This is a genomic window from Thalassospira sp. CH_XMU1448-2 (genome assembly GCF_037027285.1).
Classification (GTDB): Bacteria; Pseudomonadota; Alphaproteobacteria; order Rhodospirillales; family Thalassospiraceae; genus Thalassospira; species Thalassospira profundimaris_C.
The window spans coordinates 938,775-958,975 of the sequence record NZ_JAYMEA010000001.1; the positions used below are offsets into that span (position 1 = coordinate 938,775).

The 20,201-nt window shown below is 54.7% G+C and carries 17 protein-coding genes and 2 riboswitches; of the genes, 9 read left to right on the top strand and 8 right to left on the bottom strand.

Going from position 1 to position 20,201, the window contains the following annotated elements:
• Window positions 1-101: 101 nt before the first annotated feature.
• Together WA318_RS04245 and ccrA are read right to left on the bottom strand one after the other, a co-directional pair.
• Complete coding sequence (locus WA318_RS04245; RefSeq protein ID WP_114097806.1) at window positions 102-1,769, bottom strand: acyl-CoA dehydrogenase family protein; 1,668 nt, start codon at window positions 1,767-1,769, stop codon at window positions 102-104.
• A 149-nt stretch (window positions 1,770-1,918) separates the two neighbouring features.
• Window positions 1,919-3,199, bottom strand: coding sequence for a crotonyl-CoA carboxylase/reductase (gene ccrA / locus WA318_RS04250; protein WP_114097807.1), 1,281 nt, complete (start codon window positions 3,197-3,199; stop codon window positions 1,919-1,921).
• 290 nt (window positions 3,200-3,489) lie between these two features.
• Between ccrA and WA318_RS04255 the strand changes: the two genes are divergently transcribed.
• Complete coding sequence (locus WA318_RS04255; RefSeq protein WP_114097808.1) at window positions 3,490-5,547, top strand: protein meaA; 2,058 nt, start codon at window positions 3,490-3,492, stop codon at window positions 5,545-5,547.
• 36 nt (window positions 5,548-5,583) lie between these two features.
• Here WA318_RS04255 and WA318_RS04260 read toward each other — a convergent pair whose 3' ends face one another.
• Window positions 5,584-6,204, bottom strand: coding sequence for a TetR/AcrR family transcriptional regulator (locus WA318_RS04260; protein ID WP_336080091.1), 621 nt, complete (start codon window positions 6,202-6,204; stop codon window positions 5,584-5,586).
• Window positions 6,205-6,309: 105 nt separating this feature from the next.
• Here WA318_RS04260 and WA318_RS04265 point away from each other — a divergent pair, with 105 nt between their 5' ends.
• Window positions 6,310-7,050: an SDR family oxidoreductase gene (locus tag WA318_RS04265; protein ID WP_336080092.1), complete on the top strand. Its 741-nt coding sequence runs from the start codon at window positions 6,310-6,312 to the stop codon at window positions 7,048-7,050.
• Window positions 7,051-7,061: 11 nt separating this feature from the next.
• Here the strand turns inward: WA318_RS04265 and WA318_RS04270 are convergent, their stop codons facing one another.
• The 5 genes from WA318_RS04270 to ispH form a co-directional block, all read right to left on the bottom strand.
• Window positions 7,062-7,730, bottom strand: a complete 669-nt coding sequence (locus WA318_RS04270) for a DNA-3-methyladenine glycosylase I (protein WP_336080093.1) — start codon at window positions 7,728-7,730, stop codon at window positions 7,062-7,064.
• Between the two features lie 72 nt (window positions 7,731-7,802).
• Window positions 7,803-10,151: a putative bifunctional diguanylate cyclase/phosphodiesterase gene (locus WA318_RS04275; RefSeq protein ID WP_336080094.1), complete on the bottom strand. Its 2,349-nt coding sequence runs from the start codon at window positions 10,149-10,151 to the stop codon at window positions 7,803-7,805.
• A 278-nt stretch (window positions 10,152-10,429) separates the two neighbouring features.
• On the bottom strand, window positions 10,430-10,879 hold the full coding sequence (gene rnhA, locus WA318_RS04280; protein ID WP_114097812.1) for a ribonuclease HI: 450 nt from the start codon (window positions 10,877-10,879) through the stop codon (window positions 10,430-10,432).
• Between the two features lie 12 nt (window positions 10,880-10,891).
• The gene (locus tag WA318_RS04285) at window positions 10,892-11,860 is read right to left on the bottom strand and encodes a homoserine kinase (protein WP_336080095.1); all 969 of its coding nucleotides are present in this window, start codon (window positions 11,858-11,860) and stop codon (window positions 10,892-10,894) included.
• A 46-nt stretch (window positions 11,861-11,906) separates the two neighbouring features.
• Entirely contained in the window at window positions 11,907-12,854 is a 948-nt protein-coding gene (gene ispH / locus WA318_RS04290; protein ID WP_336080096.1) for a 4-hydroxy-3-methylbut-2-enyl diphosphate reductase, read from the bottom strand.
• A gap of 258 nt (window positions 12,855-13,112) precedes the next feature.
• Between ispH and WA318_RS04295 the strand changes: the two genes are divergently transcribed.
• The 7 genes from WA318_RS04295 to WA318_RS04325 all read left to right on the top strand — a co-directional run bounded on the left by WA318_RS04295 (window position 13,113) and on the right by WA318_RS04325 (window position 20,172).
• Window positions 13,113-13,667 (top strand): hypothetical protein, encoded by a 555-nt coding sequence (locus WA318_RS04295; RefSeq protein WP_336080097.1) that lies wholly within the window; start codon window positions 13,113-13,115, stop codon window positions 13,665-13,667.
• Window positions 13,668-13,757: 90 nt separating this feature from the next.
• A riboswitch (glycine riboswitch) is annotated at window positions 13,758-13,858 on the top strand.
• A 3-nt stretch (window positions 13,859-13,861) separates the two neighbouring features.
• Window positions 13,862-13,971, top strand: a riboswitch (glycine riboswitch).
• A gap of 59 nt (window positions 13,972-14,030) precedes the next feature.
• The gene (gcvT, locus tag WA318_RS04300) at window positions 14,031-15,143 is read left to right on the top strand and encodes a glycine cleavage system aminomethyltransferase GcvT (protein WP_336080098.1); all 1,113 of its coding nucleotides are present in this window, start codon (window positions 14,031-14,033) and stop codon (window positions 15,141-15,143) included.
• Between the two features lie 70 nt (window positions 15,144-15,213).
• Entirely contained in the window at window positions 15,214-15,585 is a 372-nt protein-coding gene (gene gcvH, locus WA318_RS04305; RefSeq protein ID WP_114097817.1) for a glycine cleavage system protein GcvH, read from the top strand.
• Window positions 15,586-15,587: 2 nt separating this feature from the next.
• Window positions 15,588-16,943, top strand: a complete 1,356-nt coding sequence (gene gcvPA / locus WA318_RS04310; RefSeq protein WP_336080099.1) for an aminomethyl-transferring glycine dehydrogenase subunit GcvPA — start codon at window positions 15,588-15,590, stop codon at window positions 16,941-16,943.
• The gene (gcvPB, locus tag WA318_RS04315) at window positions 16,940-18,436 is read left to right on the top strand and encodes an aminomethyl-transferring glycine dehydrogenase subunit GcvPB (RefSeq protein WP_336080100.1); all 1,497 of its coding nucleotides are present in this window, start codon (window positions 16,940-16,942) and stop codon (window positions 18,434-18,436) included. The genes gcvPA and gcvPB overlap by 4 nt, the downstream gene beginning before the upstream one ends.
• A gap of 202 nt (window positions 18,437-18,638) precedes the next feature.
• A complete protein-coding gene (locus WA318_RS04320; RefSeq protein WP_336080101.1) occupies window positions 18,639-19,559 on the top strand; it encodes a protein phosphatase CheZ in 921 nt (306 codons plus the stop codon).
• A 208-nt stretch (window positions 19,560-19,767) separates the two neighbouring features.
• Window positions 19,768-20,172 carry a hypothetical protein gene (locus WA318_RS04325; protein ID WP_258548672.1) on the top strand — a complete coding sequence of 135 codons (405 nt, stop codon included), beginning with the start codon at window positions 19,768-19,770 and terminating at the stop codon, window positions 20,170-20,172.
• Window positions 20,173-20,201: the final 29 nt, after the last annotated feature.

Below are 20,201 nucleotides of genomic sequence, written 5' to 3' on the forward strand. Positions count from 1 at the left end.
AAAGCGGCCCGTCAAGGTTGACGGGCCGAGTTTGCCCATGTTGTTCACAGGGGCCACGGTTCAGAATGCAAATAAGGTCGCGCTTTCAATCTGTTAGGTAATCACCGTCCCAAAAGGCCACGGGTGACAACCTGGGCCTGAATTTCGGCGGCACCTTCGAAAATGTTCAGAATGCGGGCGTCACAAAGAACGCGGCTGATTTGATATTCAAGCGCGTAACCGTTGCCGCCATGAATCTGCAGCGCGTTATCGGCATTTGACCATGCAACACGGGCCCCCAGCAGCTTGGCCATTCCTGCTTCGATGTCACAGCGGATATCCTGATCTTTCTCGATTGCCGAGAAATAGGTGAGCTGACGGGCGATCATGGTTTCGACAACCATCCAGGCAACCTTGCCATATACGCGCGGGAAGGCATAAAGCGGTTTGGAAAACTGGATGCGGTCCTTGGCATAGCGCATTCCGATTTCCAGCGCGTTTTGCGCAACACCGACAGCACGTGCCGCGGTCTGAATGCGCGCAGATTCAAATGTTGCCATCAATTGTTTGAAGCCCTGACCTTCCTCGCCGCCCAGAAGATTGGCTGTCGGGACTTCAAACCCGTCAAAGGACAGCTCGTACTCCTTCATGCCGCGATATCCAAGGACCTCGATCTCGCCACCCGACATGCCATCGGCCGGGAACGGATTGTCATCTGTTCCGCGCGGCTTTTCGGCAAGCAGCATCGAAAGACCGCGATAGCCTGCTTCGTCCGGATTGGTGCGTGTCAGAAGCGTCATCAGGTCCGATCGGGCTGCATGGGTAATCCAGGTTTTGTTGCCGGTGACCTTATAGGTATCTCCGTCCTTGATCGCGCGCGTGCGCAGATGGGCAAGGTCGGATCCGTTATTGGGTTCGGTAAAGACAGCTGTTGGCAGAATTTCGCCAGAAGCCAGTTTGGGCAGATAATGTTCCTTTTGGGCGTCTGTCCCGCCAAGACGGATCAGCTCGGCAGCAATTTCGGATCGTGTTCCCAGCGATCCGACACCGATATAACCGCGCGAAAGTTCCTCGGTCACGACACACATCGCGGTCTTGCCCATGCCAAGTCCCCCAAACTCCTCGGGGATGGTCAGGCCAAAGACGCCGAGTTCCGACATCTCGTTGACGATCTCTATCGGGATCAGTTCATCGCGTTCATGCCACCCATGGGCATGGGGAGAAACTTTCTCGTCAACAAAGCGCCGGAACTGGTCACGCACCAGATCAAGCGTTTCGTCCTCAAGGCCGGTCTCACCAAAGCGACCGGTATCAAGACTGTCTTCGATTTCGATGGAGATTGCCCGGCGGGCAGCATCGGAGTTGCCATAGGCTGACAGCACAGCGACAGCCCGGCTGGAACAGAAAGCCTGAATATCTGACTCTGATGCCCCCAGGGTTGTCAGGCGAATGATCTCGCCCTGTGACATCGGAATGCCGCCCTTGATCTGGGCAAGATATTCACCAAAGGCCACCTGCAATATCAGGGTTTCGAGCGTGCCGCGTTTACCCTGGGCGACCAGTCTGTCGGACCATGCCTTCATTTGCTGAAGGGCAGTGACATAGGTCGTAAACCATGCAAAGCCGTGGGCAGCGAACTGATGTTCGTCAAAGGCGCTCGCATCAATGCGGCCATCGACAGTGACCTGTGCGCGGATGGCATTTTCGGTTGCATCATAAAGCGATGCCAAAGCGGCCAGTGCATCGTCACACAATTGGTCAAGATCAGGAAGCAGGGCGGTATCGGTCATTGTCTTGGTCCTTTGCCCGGCAATCGTGTGGGGCGATTGCACTGGTCGAAACTCGGTTAAGATGATCAGAAAGGGTGGTGGCACCCCGCTCGCGGATCGGGCGAGAACGCGATTGGGGTGCCAGCTGTCAGTCGAAGATTAATGTGGGACTAGCCTTCGACTGCTTCTTCAAGGGTGCGCATACCCGGGCGTTTGGCCTGAACCAGAACCGCCATGTTGCCCGGCTTGTGTTCGTTGCGCATCATTTTCATGTGCGCGCGTGGGATGTCTTCCCAGCTGAATACCTCGGACATGCTGGGATCAAGACGGCGTTCGATCACCAGTTTGTTTGCCTGCGCAGCCTGTTTCAGGTTGGCAAAATGGCTGCCCTGAATGCGTTTCTGACGCATCCAGACAAAGCGTGCATCAAAGGTCAGGTTAAAGCCGGTCGTGCCAGCACAGAACACCACCATGCCTCCGCGCTTGACCACGTTGCAAGATACCGGGAAGGTCTGTTCGCCCGGATGTTCAAAGACGATATCAACATCATTGCCCTTGCCGGTGATGTCCCAGATCGCCTTGCCGAATTTGCGGACTTCTTTCATATAGTCGGCAAATTCCGGACCATTGACCGTGGGAAGCTGTCCCCAGCAATTGAAGTCCTTGCGATTGATCACAGCCTTTGCACCCAGTCCAAGCACAAAGTCACGTTTTGACTCGTCTGAAATAACCCCGATGGCGTTGGCACCCGCAGTGGTGATCAGCTGAATTGCCATGGAGCCAAGACCGCCGGACGCTCCCCAGACCAGAACGTTATGCCCCGGACGCAGGATGTGCGGGCGATGGCCAAACAGCATGCGATATGCCGTGGCAAGGGTCAGGGTGTAGCACGCACTTTCTTCCCAGGTCAGATGTTTGGGGCGCGGCATCAGCTGTTGCGCCTGAACACAGGTGAACTGGGCAAAAGATCCATCCGGTGTCTCATACCCCCAGATGCGCTGGGTCGGGGACAGCATCGGATCGCCGCCGTTGCATTCCTCGTCATCGCCATCGTCCTGATTACAGTGAATGACGACTTCATCGCCAACTTTCCAGCGAGTGACTTTTGAACCAACGGCCCAGACGATGCCGGATGCATCCGAACCGGCAATATGGAATGGGCAGTCATGGACATTGAAAACCGAGATCGGTTTGCCAAGCGACGCCCAGACGCCGTTATAGTTCACGCCTGCTGCCATCACGAGGACAAGCACCTCGTGGCTGTCAGGCTGTGTCACCGGCAGAACTTCACATTGCATGGCGGTATCGGGTTCGCCGTGGCGCTCTTCGCGAATCGCCCATGCATACATATTCTTGGGCACGTGACCCAGCGGCGGGATTTCGCCAATTTCATACAGATCTTTTTCTTCCTGACCGCCACGGAAAGGCAGCACTTCAGCAGTGGTATTCATGGCCTTCACTCCTTGTTCGGGTCGATCCGGATCGCAGGGTAACTAAATTACCGATGCTGCATTGCGGTCGACGAAACCTCCAAGCCACAGAATTTGTTTTATTTTCCCTGGGCATTTCCCGGTTTTCTGCGAAATTTGTTCCGATTAAACCGGGGCGACATTTGTTTTCGCTTTTATCGCGTTGCACAAATTGTTATATAATTACTCAAGTGATGTCTAGTGGATAATTTAATAACGTTTAAGCGTAATTATCGAAAAGGCATTTGGTAATAAAAATACAAGAGGTCGCGATGTCGATGGAAAACGAACGCAGCGCAGCAAGAGCCGACCGGGATCGCCCATGGTTGATCCGCACTTATGCGGGGCACAGTTCGGCGCAGGCATCCAATGCCCTGTATCGTCAGAATCTGGCAAAGGGACAAACAGGCCTTTCTGTTGCTTTCGACCTGCCCACCCAGACCGGATACGATTCGGACCATGTGCTCGCACGCGGTGAAGTGGGCAAGGTCGGCGTGCCGGTGTCGCATCTCGGCGACATGATGACGCTGTTTGACGGTATTCCGCTTGATCAGATGAATACATCCATGACCATCAACGCCCCGGCGGCCTGGCTTTTGTCACTTTATATTGCGGTGGCGGAAAAACAGGGCACTGCGCGCGACAGTCTTCAGGGCACGACCCAGAACGATATCATCAAGGAATATCTGTCGCGCGGGACATATATCTTCCCGCCTGCGCCCAGTCTTAAGCTGATTACCGACGTTGCGGCATTCACCTATCGCGAGGTGCCAAAATGGAACCCGATGAATGTCTGTTCCTACCATTTGCAGGAAGCCGGGGCGACCGCCGAACAGGAACTGGCCTATGCGTTGGCAACGGCGATTGCCGTTCTGGATGCTGTCCGCGATTCGGGTCAGGTCCCGGAAGAAGATTTTGCTCAGGTGGTCGGGCGCATTTCATTCTTTGTGAATGCCGGCATTCGTTTCGTCACCGAGATCTGTAAGATGCGGGCATTTTGCGAATTGTGGGATGAAATTACCCGGGATCGCTATGGCATTGAAGAAGCCAAATATCGGCGTTTCCGATACGGGGTGCAGGTCAACTCGCTGGGGCTGACCGAACAGCAACCTGAAAACAACGTCTATCGCATCCTGATCGAGATGCTGGCCGTCGTGCTTTCGAAAAATGCCCGCGCCCGTGCGGTGCAATTGCCCGCCTGGAACGAGGCGCTTGGTCTGCCGCGCCCCTGGGATCAGCAATGGTCACTGCGCCTGCAACAGATCATGGCCTATGAAACCGACCTTCTGGAATATGAAGACCTGTTTGATGGCAACCCGGCAATCGAGCGCAAGGTTGGTGCCCTCAAGGAAGGTGCGCGCGCCGAACTGGCCAAGATTGATGCCATGGGTGGGGCAATTGCCGCGGTCGACCGAGGCTATATGAAGCAGGAGCTGGTGCGCTCCAACGCGCGGCGTCTGGCCGATATTGAATGCGGACTGACCAAGGTCATCGGTGTGAATGCCTATACCGAAACCGAGCCATCGCCGCTGACGTCTGGGGAAAAATCCATCCTGACTGTCGATGACATGGCCGAACAGGAACAGATTGAAAAGCTCAGGGCCTGGCGTTCAGATCGCGACAAGGCCGAGGTGGCAAAAAATCTCGACGCTCTGAAATCAGCGGCCAGCGAAGGCCGTAACATCATGGAAAGTTCGATTGCCTGTGCCCATGCCGGGGTAACCACCGGTGAATGGTCGCAAACCCTGCGTGAAGTCTTTGGGGAATATCGCGCACCAACCGGCATCACGTCGATGATCGTTACCGGCGATGCCGAAAACATTCAACAGTTGCGTCAACGGGTCGATGAGGTGTCCGGGAAGCTTGGCGAGCGCATGAAGATGCTGGTGGGCAAACCGGGTCTGGATGGCCATTCAAACGGTGCCGAACAGATTGCCGTCAAGGCGGGCGAGGCCGGTATTGAAGTGCTGTACGAGGGTATTCGCTGGACCCCGGATGCGCTGGTGCGGAACGCAATTGACGAAGGGGCGCATGTGATCGGCCTTTCGATCCTGTCGGGATCGCATGTGCCGCTGGTACGCGAAGTGGTCAATGGTCTTCGTGCAGAGGGTGCAGGTCACATCCCGGTTGTTGTCGGCGGCATCATCCCCGAAGCCGATATGCTGATCCTGCGGCAGATGGGGGTTGCTGCTGTCTACACGCCAAAGGACTACCAACTGGTCCGCGTCATTTCCGAAATCGTTGAACTTGTTGACCGCAAATCGTCAGATCTATCGGTCGGGCAGCATTCTGGTCGCGAAAATGCGGCGGGCGAAACCTCGGTCTATTGATTGGCCCGGACATCAATTTTTGTCATTGGCGTCTGCCTAGCTGGACGTCAATGACGTTTTGATCAGGCTGGGCCACGTTGCCATTGCCGCATCGGCCACAGCCATCAGGGCGTCGCGATCCATACCGTCACGTGTCTGGATCGAAAGGCCGTGCTGCACGGTCACATAGTAATTTGCAATGCGATCCAGATCTGCGCCGCGTGGTATTTCACCGCGCCTGACCGCATCGGCATAAATCGTTTTCAAAACCTGCACGTTTCCCTTGCGGCGTTCACAAAGGGATCGGGCGACGCTGGAATGTTCAGCGTCGGGTTGCGGGGCAGCCAGAACGATCATACAGCCACGCGGATTTTCAGGATGGCTAAAGGTCTCGATGGTCGACACCAGAAGATGGCGGGTGGCTTCCCTGGCGGATTTAAAACGGTCGAGATTGCCCCAGATATCTTTTCCGACCCGCTCGGAATAGCGTTCCACCACTTCCTCAAACAGGCCTTCCTTGCTGCCGAACGCAGCATAGATGCTCGGTGGGCGTAGTGCCATCGCTGCGCTGAGGTCCGCCATGGATGTGTTGTCGTAACCGTGCCGCCAGAACAGGTCGAGAGCCTTGTCCAGTGCATCATTGCGATCAAAATTTCTTGGTCTGCCGCGTGCTGCCATGTTTGGTCCGTTTATTTATGTAGTGATCATTAAATAAAATAATTGACGGCGTAGCGCAAGTTTGTCAGCATTTATGTAATGATCACTACATAAATGGAGTTTATGATGCAGAACCTTGTAGAAAAGGTCGCATTCGTTACCGGCGGAAGCCGTGGCATCGGTGCAGCAATCGTCCGGCGTCTGGCACATGAAGGTGCCGCCGTGGCATTCACCTACGTTCAGTCTGATGAAAAAGCCCAAAGAGTTGTGCGCGATGTCGAAGCCGCAGGCGGTAAAGCCCTTGCCATCAAGGCAGATAACCGCAGTGATGCAGATATCATCAGTGCAGTGAATGAGGCTGCAAACGCGTTCGGCAAGATTGATATTCTGGTTAACAATGCCGGCATCTTTGATGCCGCCCCGATTGATGATCTGACCATTGAACGATTTGACGCGACGATGGATGTCAATGTGCGGGCTGTCTTTGTTGCGGTGAAAGCCGCACTAACACATATGCCCGAAGGCGGCCGGATCATTTCAATTGGCAGTAACCTTGCCCATAAGGTGCCTTGGCCGGGTATCAGCCTTTATGCCATGTCAAAATCCGCGCTGATCGGCTTTACCCGTGGTTTGGCCCGCGATCTTGGCGGGCGCGGGATTACTGCAAACATTATTCATCCGGGATCAACCAATACTGATATGAACCCGGTAGATGGTCAGATGTCCGATGCCCAGCGTGGTTTGATGTCGATCCCGAAATATAGCCACCCCGACGATACGGCAGGGCTGATTGCCTGGCTGGCGGGACCGGAAGCTAAGGTCGTCACCGGCGCAGAGTTCACGGTCGATAGTGGCATCAACGCCTGATTGCTGCGGCTCTAGCCGACCGAAAATGCAAGAATCTGGCTGATCTGGGTAAAGGGTCTGCCGGATTCTTTGTGCCATTGATCAAAAGCGGCCTGAACGGCTGCAAAATCCTTGTTCGAGGATGGCATCCTGGCGACGATCCCTTCGACCTTCAGGGCCTCAAGAACATCACTTGAGAAAATCGGCGTATCCATACCAATGCGACGCAGGGCAACCTGTCCGGTTTTTCCGCCAAGGCGCGATCCGCCTTTCTGCACAATGCGCAGATTGTCGCAATAATCTGCGCGCTTCCAGTTGGCAAAGAAAGCACCGACCGATCCGTGTGTTTCAGCAAGCGATTGCAGAAAGCGGGCATTTTCGCCCACCGATTTGATCTTTGGGCCATGTGCGACAATGCCATCGGCCTTTAGAAGACGTTCGACATCTTCATCATGCATCATCGACAGGCGACCAATATCGAAGCCGTCAAAGACTTCCTCAAACCGCGGCCATTTGGTTTCGATCACTTTCCAGCTGAAACCGGCCTGAAAGACACATTTACTCATTTCCGAGAGCCAGCGGTCGGCAGGAACTCGGGCAATATCGTCGGCGGATTTCGGGGTCAGCAAAGCAGAAGAAAGAGAGTCCTTGCTTCCCTTGCGCGCGATGGCCGCTTGTTCAATTTCGTGAAACGGGCGCATGTGGCGGTGGCTCCGTGGCCTAAAAAACAGCCAAAGCAAAGCCGTGACTGTTTTCAGATTAACCTTTGCAGATCAGGACTTCGCTGCGACCTTTTCGGGGACGCGACTGTGACGTTCACTGACCCAGCTTTCAAACGTGGTTGCCGGCAGCGGCTTGGAGAACAGGAAGCCCTGAATGAAATCACAGCCCTTTTCACGCAGATATTCAAGCTGCTCGACTTCTTCCACGCCCTCGGCAACGACTTCAAGATTAAGACTGTGACCAAGGCCGATAACGGCATCAACGATGGCCTTGTCATCAAGATCAACATGAATGTCGTTCACAAACGAACGGTCGATCTTGATCGAGCCGACCGGGAAGCGTTTGAGATAGTTCAGCGATGAATAACCGGTACCAAAGTCATCAATCGCGATCATCACACCAAGCGCCTTGAGCTCCTTGAGCGTCGAAACCGCCTTTTCCGGGTTGTTCATCAGGATGGATTCAGTGATCTCAAGTTCAAGCGTTCCTTCGGGAAGGGCTGTATCCTTGACGATCTTGGTCACACTATCAACAAGTTCGGCATCCTGGAATTGTGCCGGTGACAGGTTCACGGCAATCCGAAGCCCCGGAAGAGTTGAATCGCGCCAGACTTGCGTCTGTTTGCAGGCCTTTTCCAGCACCCATGCGCCCAACCGGTTGATCAGGCCGCATTCCTCTGCGACCGAGATGAACTCGCCGGGCAGGATCAGGCCACGTTCCGGATGGTGCCAGCGTACAAGAGCCTCTGCACCGACGACCTTTTCGGTCCGGCAGTCAATTTTTGGCTGATAGTAAAGTTCGAGCTGATCGTGTTCGAGCGCGTTGCGCAGATCTTCCTCGATGGTTTTACGTTCCTTGACCCGTTCATGCATTGACGGCAGGAAGAAGCGGTAATTGTTGCGGCCTTCGGCCTTGGCCGCATACATCGCCATATCGGCGTTCTTGACCAGCTGTTCCGGGTTCTCGCCATCTTCAGGAAACAGGGTAATACCGACACTGGCCGTCGAATGCAGCCGGATGCCACGGCAGTCAAAGGGCTGGGAAAGCTCGTCTATGATGCGCTGGGCAAGGGCGATGGTATCTTCGATATTCTGAACGTCGGTCTGAATGATTGCAAATTCGTCCCCGCCAAGACGCGCAGCGGTATCCGAATCACGGATGATACGCGACAGGCGCTGACCCATTTCCTGAATCATCAGATCGCCAACGTCATGACCAAAGTGGTCATTGATATCCTTGAACCGGTCAAGATCGACAAACAGAACAGTCACACCGCGCTGGAAGCGTCGGGCTGAAAGCAGTGCCTGACGCAGACGGTCAAGGAACAGGGTGCGGTTCGGCAGGCTGGTCAGGACGTCATGCACGGCAAGATGGCGCATGCGTGCTTCGGTCTGTTTACGTTCGGTAATGTCGGTATAGGTTGCAACATAGCCGCCACCGGGCATCGGGTTGTGATCAACCTGAATGACGCGGCCATTCGGGCGCGTCCGTTCCATCCGATAGGGTTCGCGGCGGCGCGCAATGGCAACGCGGTCGGAAATCAGGGCCTGAATGCTGACATCGCCATATTCGCCGCGCTCGCCGTTGAAACGCAGGATATCGGAAAGCGGCGTACCTTCCTTGACCAGATCGCGTGGCAGGTTAAGAAGCTCGATATAGCGTTCGTTCCAGACCATAAGATTAAGGTCCTGATCGAACAGACAGATGCCCTGGCCGATATTATGAAGGGTTGCTTCCAGAAGCGCCTGCTTGCGCTGGGCTTCTTCCTGTGCCTGACCCTGCAGGGCGACCATTTCGTTATATTCGCGGATCAAAAGTCCCAGTTCGTCCGAGCTGTTCCATTCCACCGGACGACGCAGACGCCCATGTTTGGTCATGCGAATGGAATGCAGCAGTCGGTTGAGCGGTTCCTTGATCGACCGTTTGTTTGCGATCAGCAGGCTGGCGGCAACCACAGCGATCAGCAATCCGAACAGGATCATGTCAATAGCGATACGGCGGAACAGAAGATCCTGAACACGGGCGTCGGTAAAGTAGATGACAAGTTCGCCAACATCGTGGCGCACATTGTTGCGTTCGAAATAGACCCGGCGTGACAGGCGCAACGTGTCAGTCAGTTCGGACTGGGAAACACCGGTATGGGCAAATTCGGTTCCGTCTGCGCCCAAAGCCTGCACCGCGACAATGTCGCGATCACGTGCCATGGCATTCAAAGCGGATTCGATATTGTCGACATCAAGGTACCAGAACGGGGTGGCAAGCACGCGGGCGTTGATGTCTGCGGTCTGTTCGACCTTGCCATTCAGGTCATCGCGAAGGACCTTGTAGCTGACATAGCCAAATACGATAAAAAGCGCGAGCGAGAACAGAGAAACCAGCGGCAATGCTATGAAAAGCAACCGACTGCTCAAAGACTTCCGTTGTAAAAAGCCGTACGATCCGCGCGACAAGCGTTCTCTCCTGGGCACCCACTTTAGACTAGTCAGATATACTCTACTCGACGTTTGTATGGGAGCCAACACTCCTATGTCTTTGTCAAATCAACCCGGAAGTTGTTCGAAAGGCAAGTTTGATTTTGTTTTCCTGATAAATAAATGGTTGCAATAACCTGCCCCGTCTATTTTGGGGTGAAGTGTTTAAGCTTCAAGCAGTTGTCAGCGCCGAGCGGAAAATATCATTATTTGGGAACAGCCATCCGGGCGAGTTCATCACAGCGCTCGTTCTCGGGATGACCGGCATGCCCCTTGACCCAATGCCATTCCACTTTGTGGGGTTTGAGAGCCTCGAGCATGCGCTGCCAGAGTTCGACATTCTTGACCGGTTTCTTGTCAGCCGTTTTCCAGCCGCGCTTCTGCCAGCCGAAAATCCATTTGGTGATACCGTCGCGGACATAGCTGCTGTCGGTGTAGATATCGACGGTGCATGGGCGTTTCAGGGCTTCGAGTGCGCTGATTGCGGCCATCATTTCCATACGGTTGTTGGTGGTTTCGGGATCGCCGCCCGAAAGTTCCTTTTCAACGCCCTTGAAACGCAGGATCGCGCCCCAGCCACCCGGGCCGGGATTTCCGCTGCACGCGCCGTCGGTGTAAATCTCGACGTGGTTATCCCCGCCATTGTTTGAAGTCATAGGGGCGCGTCCTTAATCAAATCCATAGGCAGCTGCACTTTCCACCCGCTGATGGAAACGAAGCTTGTTGATATATTCGCGGGGGTTTTTGGGGGTGACCAGGGCGTCTTTTGGCGTATTCACCCAGTCATAAAGACGGGTCAGCAAAAAGCGCAGGCTGGCACCGCGCGCAAGAACCGGAAGAGCAGCGATTTCCCCGCCGCTCAGTGTGCGGACCTTGCCATATTGCGACAGAAGGTTTTTGGCCTTGGTAACATTGAAGCTGTTATCAGGTTCAAAACACCATGCATTCATGCAGATTGCGATGTCGTAGCTCAGCAGGTCATTGCAGGCGAAATAGAAGTCGATCAATCCCGATACATCTTCCTTGCCCGGGAAGAAAAATACGTTGTCGGGGAACAGATCGGCATGAATGACCCCCTTGGGCAGGTCATGGGGCCAGTTGGCTTCGAGATAGGCGATCTCGTCGCCAATCATCTTGCCAAGACCGGGTTCGACATCGTCGGCATGTTCCCGACAGCTTTCCACCAGTCCGCGCCATCCCTTGACGCTCAGTGCATTGGGAAGATGCATCTCGAAATCCAGACCGGCAGTATGGAGTTTTGCCAAGGCGGTACCAAGACCCGCACAATGATGGGGCAGGATCCGGCGTGGCGACATGCCTTGCAGGAAAGACGTAATTGCTGCCGGGCGACCACAAAGACGACGCAGTGCTACGCCGTCCGTCCCGTGGATCGGTGTCGGGCAGTTAAGTCCCTTGGCGGAAAGATGATCCATCAGACCAAGATAAAAGGGCAGGTCATCCGGATTTACCCGTTTTTCATACAGGGTCAGGATGAAAGGAGCTTCGGTCGTCTGTAGCAGAAAGTTGGTGTTTTCCACACCTTCTGCGATGCCCTTGAACGATACAACATCACCGATATCGTATTCGGCGACAAAACGGGCGATGTCTTCGTCTGAAACGTCGGTATAGACGGCCATTGGAGTTATCGTATTCCTGATCTGAAAGATAAGCAGTTAGATCGAATTAGCTTGCAAGCTGACGCGGCAGTTTGAAGGTCACATTCTCGTCGGTCAGTGTGATGGTCTCGACCGTCACGTCATATCGTTCGCGGCAGGCATCAATCACTTCTTCGACCAGAACTTCCGGGGCAGACGCCCCGGCGGTGATGCCAAGGGTGTTAATCCCGGCAAGTTTGCTCCAGTCAATATCATACGCCCGTTCGACCAGAACGGAACGTGTGCAGCCTTCGCGTTTGGCAACTTCGACCAGACGGTTTGAATTCGATGAATTCGGCGCACCCAGAACCAGAATGGCATCAGCCTTTTCGGCAATCATCTTGACCGCATGCTGACGGTTGGTCGTTGCATAGCAAATGTCTTCTTTCTTCGGCACCGAAATTGACGGGAACCGGCGCTGAAGGATTTCAATGATCTTGGCGGTGTCATCAAGTGACAGGGTCGTCTGGGTAACAAAAGCGAGGTTTTCCGGATTGGTGACCTCAAGCTTTTCGGCGTCTTCCTCGGTTTCAATCAGCGTCATGCTGCCTGCCGGGAGCTGGCCCATAGTGCCGATGACCTCCGGGTGACCGGCATGGCCGATCAGAAGAATATGTTTGCCTTCGGCAAAATGGCGTTCTGCGCCGCGATGAACCTTCGACACCAGCGGGCAGGTTGCATCGAGATATTCAAGCTTGCGGGTTTCGGCAGCTTCGGGCACGGATTTCGGTACGCCATGGGCCGAAAAGATTACCGGTACGCCATCGGGAACAGCATCAAGTTCATCGACGAAAACGGCACCCATATCGCGCAGGCGGTCGACAACGAATTTGTTATGGACGATCTCGTGACGGACATAAACCGGCGCACCATATTTTTCGAGCGCCTTTTCAACGATCTCAATCGCGCGATCTACCCCGGCGCAAAAGCCGCGCGGGTTGGCAAGAACGATCCGAAGACTGGCTTTATCTGACATGATACGGGGTCCGGTTTCCAAAATGTGCCGGGCTGTCCCGGCGCAGTTATTCAAGCGTTCTTGTTACATAACCTGCCTGATCTTGTGGCGCAATGACTCAGCATGGATCGAGAAGCCATGAATTTCGCAGATTTTGATGTTTTCATCTTGTGACAATATCCGAAGCGGGTTGTGCCCGTTCAAGTGAGAGAATAGACTGCGCGCGGACAGTGCTGATCGTGCACATGTCAGAAAACAGATGGTTTGATAGAGGCTTGGATGACAATCGGTAACGGACTGCGGCGCGTATGCGCATTGGGTATGGTCTCGCTTGGTGGATTGCTGGCTGCGTGCAGCGGTAACCCGTTTGAAGAGCAGCCCGTTCCGACGTGCCCGGCGGCCTATCTGCCAAAGGACACCGCAAAGCTTGTCCAGTTCAATGGCGCGGGCAAGGATCTGACCGATGTGATCGTCGAGGCCGAGTTCACGGGCTATCTTGGTGATTGCGGTTATGATCTGGGTGACAAGACGCTTGATGTCATCATCAGTCCGATTATCACCGCCGAGCTTGGCCCGGCTGCGCAGGAGCGCAGCGCGTCCTTTAAATATTTCGTGGCGCTTCGTGACCCTGCGGGCAATTTTGTTCAGAAATCGGTGTTTGATGTCACAATGCCGTTTGCCGATAACCTCAATATGGCTCGTTTCCGTGACGAGCAGGTAACATTGTCGGTGCCACTTGATGATGTCTGGACCGGACCGGATTACGAGATTTACCTTGGTTTCCAGCTAAGTGCGGATCAGCTCGACTATAATCGTCGTTTCGGAACGAACTGACGTCGCAAGGTTGAAATTCCGGTCTGACGATTGCCTGAATTTTGGGGCTGGTCGACCGAGATTGAAATACGTATAAGGACGCATACCCAAGTGATCCCCGTGGGAGAGTGCCACGGTCCATAACGGATTGCGCGGACGCCGAAGGAGCAACCACCCCGGAAACTCTCAGGCAAACGGACCGCGGGGAGATGGGACTCTGGAAAGCAGGCGGCATCAGAATGAAATGCCGGTGACCGCCTCGCCGAAGATGTAAGCAGACCGTCACGACAAGTCGGCTGTGATTCTTTCAGGCTCCAAGACAGAGGGGGAATGTGGTTGGCCATTGGTCGGCTATGTTTCGCAACGACTGTCCGGGAGAGCTTGATGGCCGATCATCAGACCGAACTGCTTAAAACAGCCCTTTATGACCTCCATGTAGAACTTGGCGCCAAGATGGTGCCGTTTGCCGGTTATGATATGCCGGTGCAATATCCGCTCGGCGTTAAGGGTGAACATCTTCATACCCGTGCCAAAGCGGGCCTGTTTGACGTGTCACACATGGGGCAGGTTCGCCTGACCGGTGAAAACCGTGTGGCCGAGCTTGAAAAGCTCGTGCCCGGAGACATCGCGATCCTCAAACCGGGTCGCACACGCTACTCGGCTTTTACCCAGGATGACGGCACGATCCTTGACGATCTTATGATCACCAATGCCGGTGACAGTCTGTTTCTTGTGATCAACGCAGCGTGCAAGGATGACGACATCGTTCACATGCGCGCCAACCTTGGCGATGGTGTTGCACTTGAGGAGATTGATGATCGTGCGTTGATGGCACTTCAGGGCCCGGAAGCTGCCAAGGTTCTTGCACGCTTTGCGCCGGAAGTTGCCGATCTCAAATTCATGAGTTTTGCCGAGATCGAGATTGCCGGGATCGCCTGCTTTGTGACCCGTTCCGGTTACACCGGCGAAGACGGCTACGAGATTTCCGTTCCCAATGACCGTGCCGAGGAGCTTGCGCGCAAGTTGCTGGCCGAGGACGAAGTCGAAGCCATCGGTCTTGGCGCACGTGATTCGCTGCGTCTGGAAGCCGGACTTTGCCTTTATGGCAATGATATCGATACCACGACGACGCCGGTTGAAGGCGATCTGAACTGGATCATCAACAAACGCCGTCGTGAAGAGGGCGGCTTCAAGGGCGCGGATGTCATCCTTGATCAGCTTGCAAATGGTGCAGACCGCAAACGTGTCGGCATCAAGCCGGAAGGCAAGGCGCCCGCCCGCGAACATACCCCGATTCTGAACAGCGACGGCGAAGAAATCGGCGAAATCACCAGCGGTGGTTTTGGTCCGACGGTCGATGGTCCGATTGCAATGGGATATGTGGCAATTGAATTTTCCGAGCCGGGTACCAAGGTCGATCTTATGGTGCGTGGCAAGGCCCGTCCGGCAGAGGTTGTTGAACTTCCGTTCGCACCGCATCGCTATTTCCGCGGCTAATCGCCGTAATTCTTGAGAATGTGCGGCGGATCGCCGCGCGGCAGACAAACGATCAACAGGGACTAAGACAATGGCTAAGAAATTCTCGCAGGAACATGAATGGATCGAGCTTGAAGACGGTATCGCAACCGTTGGCATCACCGATTACGCACAGCAGTCGCTTGGCGACATCGTGTATGTCGAGCTGCCGGAAATCGGCAAGAAACTGACCAAGGATGGCGATGCCGCCGTCGTTGAGTCGGTCAAGGCCGCAAGTGATGTTTATGCGCCGCTTGATGGTGAAATTGTTGAAGTAAACGAAGAACTTGATGCCAATCCGGCGCTGGTGAATGAAGCACCGGAAACCGATGGCTGGTTCTTTAAAATGTCGCTGACTGATGAATCCCAGCTCGACGAGCTGATGGATGAAGCAGCCTATAAAGACTTCGTCGAAGGTCTGTAAGTATGCGTTATCTTCCACTGACACGCGCTGATCGCGCCGTGATGCTTGAAACCATCGGGGCGTCATCAGTCGATGAACTTTACTGTGATGTGCCCGAGGGCGCATTGCTTGATGCACCGGTTGATCTGCCCAGCCATCTTGGCGAAATGCAGGTCGAACGCGACATGCAGGCGCTTGCCGCCAAAAACATCGGCGCATCAAGTGTGCCAAGCTTCCTGGGTGCAGGTGCCTATCGTCACCATGTTCCTGCAACGGTTGATTACATCATCCAGCGTGGTGAATTCCTGACGGCCTATACACCCTATCAGCCGGAAATCGCGCAGGGCACGTTGCAGTATCTGTTCGAATTCCAGACCCAGGTAGCATCGATCACAGGTATGGATGTGGCCAACGCATCGATGTGGGATGGTGCAACATCCTGTGCCGAGGCTGTCCTGATGGCTTGCCGTGCGACCCGTCGCAAAAAGGCCGTTCTTTCGGGCGGCCTGCATCCGCATTACCGCGAAGTCACCGAGACCTATTGCCAGTACAGCGATACCGAAGTTGCCGGACGTGACGGCAACCCGGAACAGCAGGCAACTGTCGAGGAACTGGGCGAACTGATTGATGATCAGACGGCCTGCGTTGTTGTGCAGTACCCGGATGTTTTTGGTCGTATTCAGGACCACACCCAGCTTGCAGATCTTTGCCATGCCAAGGGCGCGCTTCTGGTTGTCGTCTTTACCGAGGCTGTTGCATTCGGCGCGATCAAGTCACCGGGAAGCTTCGGTGCCGACATCGTTTGCGGTGAAGGCCAGTCAATCGGCAATGCGCTGAACTATGGCGGGCCATATGTCGGTCTGTTTGCCACCACCCAGAAACTGGTGCGTCAGATGCCCGGCCGTCTCTGTGGCGAGACGGTGGATCAGGATGGCAAGCGTGGTTTTGTTCTGACACTTTCGACCCGTGAACAGCATATCCGTCGCGAAAAGGCGACATCGAACATCTGCACCAACTCCGGTCTGTGCTCGTTGGCATTCACGGTTCACATGAGCCTGCTTGGTGAAGACGGTTATCGTCGCCTGGCAATCCTGAACCACGAAAATGCCTGCAAGGCTGCGGATGCAATTGATTCCGTCGCTGGTGCATCGGTTGTGAATGACAGCTTCTTTAACGAGTTCACTGTCAAGCTTGCCAAACCGGCAGCCGAGGTTGTCGAGGCACTGGTCGCCAAGGGTGTTCTTGGTGGTGTTCCACTGTCGCGTCTTTATCCGAACCGTTCTGATCTGGATAATTACCTGCTGGTGGCGGTTACTGAAACCAATACCGATGAAGATATCGCGGCCCTTGCGTCCGCATTGAAGGAGGCGCTGGCATGACGTTTACAACCCATACCGGCAACCGTGGACTTGTTCTGGAAGAAAAGCTGATCTTTGAACAGGGTCAGCCAGGCCGCACCGGCGTTGATCTGCCAGAGCCGAAAGGTACGAAGTCGCGCCTTGCAGGCCTTGATCGTGACAGCAATGTCGGTCTTCCGGGCTTGTCCGAACCGCAGGTGGTTCGCCACTTTACCCGCCTGTCGCAGAAGAATTTCGGGATTGATTCCGGTTTCTTCCCGCTGGGGTCCTGCACCATGAAGCACAACCCGCGCCTGAATGAAAAGGTTGCGCGTTTGCCCGGTCTTTCCGATCTGCATCCGATGCAGCCCGAAAGCACGGTTCAGGGTGCGCTTGAACTGATTGACCAGTGTGCACACTGGTTGCTGGTTCTGACCGGGATGCCGGCTGTTTCCATGTCACCGGCTGCCGGTGCACAGGGTGAACTTTGCGGCATGATGGCCATTCGTGCGGCCCTTGATGCCCGTGGCGAAAACCGCCGTCGTGTTCTGGTGCCGGAATCGGCCCATGGGACCAACCCGGCAACCGCGGCTGCATGTGGCTTTACGGTTGATTCAATCCCGGCAACCGAGGATGGTCGTGTTGATCTGGCGGCGTTTGAGGCCAAGCTTGGTGACGATGTCGCCGGTATCATGCTGACCAATCCGAATACCTGCGGCCTGTTCGAACGTGATGTGCGCAAGATCGCCGATCTGGTGCACGCGGCTGGTGGTTACTTCTATTGCGATGGTGCGAACTTCAACGCCATTGTTGGTCGTGTTCGCCCGGCCGATCTTGGCATTGATGCGATGCATATCAACCTGCACAAGACCTTCTCCACTCCGCATGGTGGTGGCGGACCGGGTTCCGGGCCGGTTGTGTTCTCCGATGCCCTGGCGCCGTTCGCACCGATCCCTTATGTCGTGCGCAATGAAAACGGCTTCCATCTGGTTGAAACCGCAGACGAAAATGACGGCATGAAGCCGTTTGGCCGTCTGAAAGGCTTCCATGGCCAGATGGGCATGTTCATTCGTGCCCTGACCTATATGAAAAGCCACGGTGCGGATGGTCTGCGTCAGGCGTCGGGTGATGCTGTTCTTAATGCCAACTATCTGCTTGCCCGTCTCAAGGAAAAGCTCAGCGTGGCGTTCCCGGGCTATTGCATGCATGAAGCCCTGTTTGACGACAGCTTCCTGAAAGATACCGGTGTTTCGACGCTGGATCTTGCCAAGGCAATCATCGACGAAGGGTTCCACCCGATGACGATGTATTTCCCGCTGGTCGTTCATGGTGCATTGCTGATCGAGCCGACCGAAACCGAAACCAAGGAATCGATCGACCAGTTCTGTGATGCAGTGCTTGCACTGGTCGCAAAGGCCGAGTCGGGTGATGCAGAGTTCTTCAAGAACGCACCTTACCTGACGCCGCGTCGTCGTCTTGATGAAACGGCAGCGGCGCGCAAGCCTGTGTTGCGCTGGCAACCGGAAACGGCTTGATACGCAAGGCTGCTTTAAGATTGCGAGCACCCCGGTCCATGGCCGGGGTGTTCTTTTTCAAGGACTTGTACTTGAAACCCATTGGACTTGTTGCAATCTGCACCTTTATACTTGTTCGAAAGGTAATGAACGACGCCGTCAAACGGTGCGTTTGGGGATTTTGTGAATGGGCTGCGCCCGTTCTGGAGGTTTGAAGTCAATCATGTCTCGTCGTGTTCAGAAGGTGTTTACTGCCGAACGTCGGTTAAAAGAGCGGACAGGTGGGGTCGTTGAAGATTGGTCGGACTCGTTCTTTGATCCGACGCTGGAAAGTGGGATGGGCGCAGGTGAAGCCATGCCGTCATCCTTGCCGTCTCCGGCTGCAACAGCAGAGCCTTCTGGTTTGACACAAGCTGTTCTTGACGAAATCCGGGCCCTTCGCGGGGAAGTATCCCAACTGCGCGAAGCGGTTGCATCCGGGGCAACAATCAGTGCCGACGCGCCGGTCGCTGCACCGGTTGCATCAAATGATGCGCCGATGGACGAGCTGCCCGAACCGGTTTCAAGCAACTTTACGCATAGCAACCGCCCGGGGGCGTCCGAGCCTGACCGTGATGATCTGGAACTGATTCGTACCCAGATCGAAGAAATGAACGAGCATATCCACAAGGCAAAGATCCAGATCGCATCGTTACGCCATCCAAAGGCCTCTGATGACCGTCTGGTCAGTGCGGCCTCCGAGCTTGATGCCATCGTCAAGGATACGGAAATGGCAACGCATACCATTCTGGAATCTGCCGAACAGATTGATGATCTGGCGATGACGCTCAAGAATTCTGCGCCCAGTGACTTTGTTGCTGATCACGTCGAACAGATCGCCTTTATCGTCACGAAAATCTTTGAGTCCTGTAACTTCCAGGACATTACCGGACAGCGCATCAACAAGGTCGTGCGCACGCTCGAATTTGTTGAAGAACGTGTCCACAACATGATCCTGATCTGGGGCGAGGATGCCTTTGCAGATCTTCCTGTGCCCGAGGGCGCGAGTAAAGAAAACCTGATTGAAGATGCGGATCTTTTGAATGGTCCGCAACTTGAAGGAGAGGGGATCAGTCAGGACGATATCGACAAATTGTTCGATTGAGGATGAAAACCTTGTTTTCTGTCCTATATCTGGGTAACAGACATACCCAATCCTTCCGCAGAAGAAGGATTCAGGCGATTTGCTGACATGTGACGTCAACCAATCGTTTACATATGTTGGGGTATGTTTATACCTATAAGAATAAGAAGCGTTGTTGGGATGCGTGTGACATTCGGTTGCACGTGTTTTGGCGTGCTTGGAGGTTGCTATGGGATTTTGGTCTCTTGGTGCTATTCGCCAGCCTAAGGCTCAGGACATTAAATGGCGCAAAAGCCCGCGTGGGGATTATTACCGCCTGTTCATGATTGATGACATCAGAGAACTCGGTCTGAACGGTGTGGGTGGCGTGTATCTGTTGTGGCATGGCGGCTTGAAACCGTCGTGGCTGGTTGCTGGCGCGACCGAGGATCTTGGCCACAGTTTTCAGGAACTGGCGCGGGACCCGGACATTCGTGAATATGACGGCCGCGGTGGTGTGTTCATGAGCTGGTCGCCGATCAAGGGTTCCTTCCGCGAAGGCGTTGTGCATTTCATTGCAAAGCACACCAACCCGACATTTGAATGCGATTTTGACAGTAGCGAAGACCCGATTCCGGTTCTGTTGCCGCGCTAAACCATTCAATCCGGTCTTTCAGACAAGAA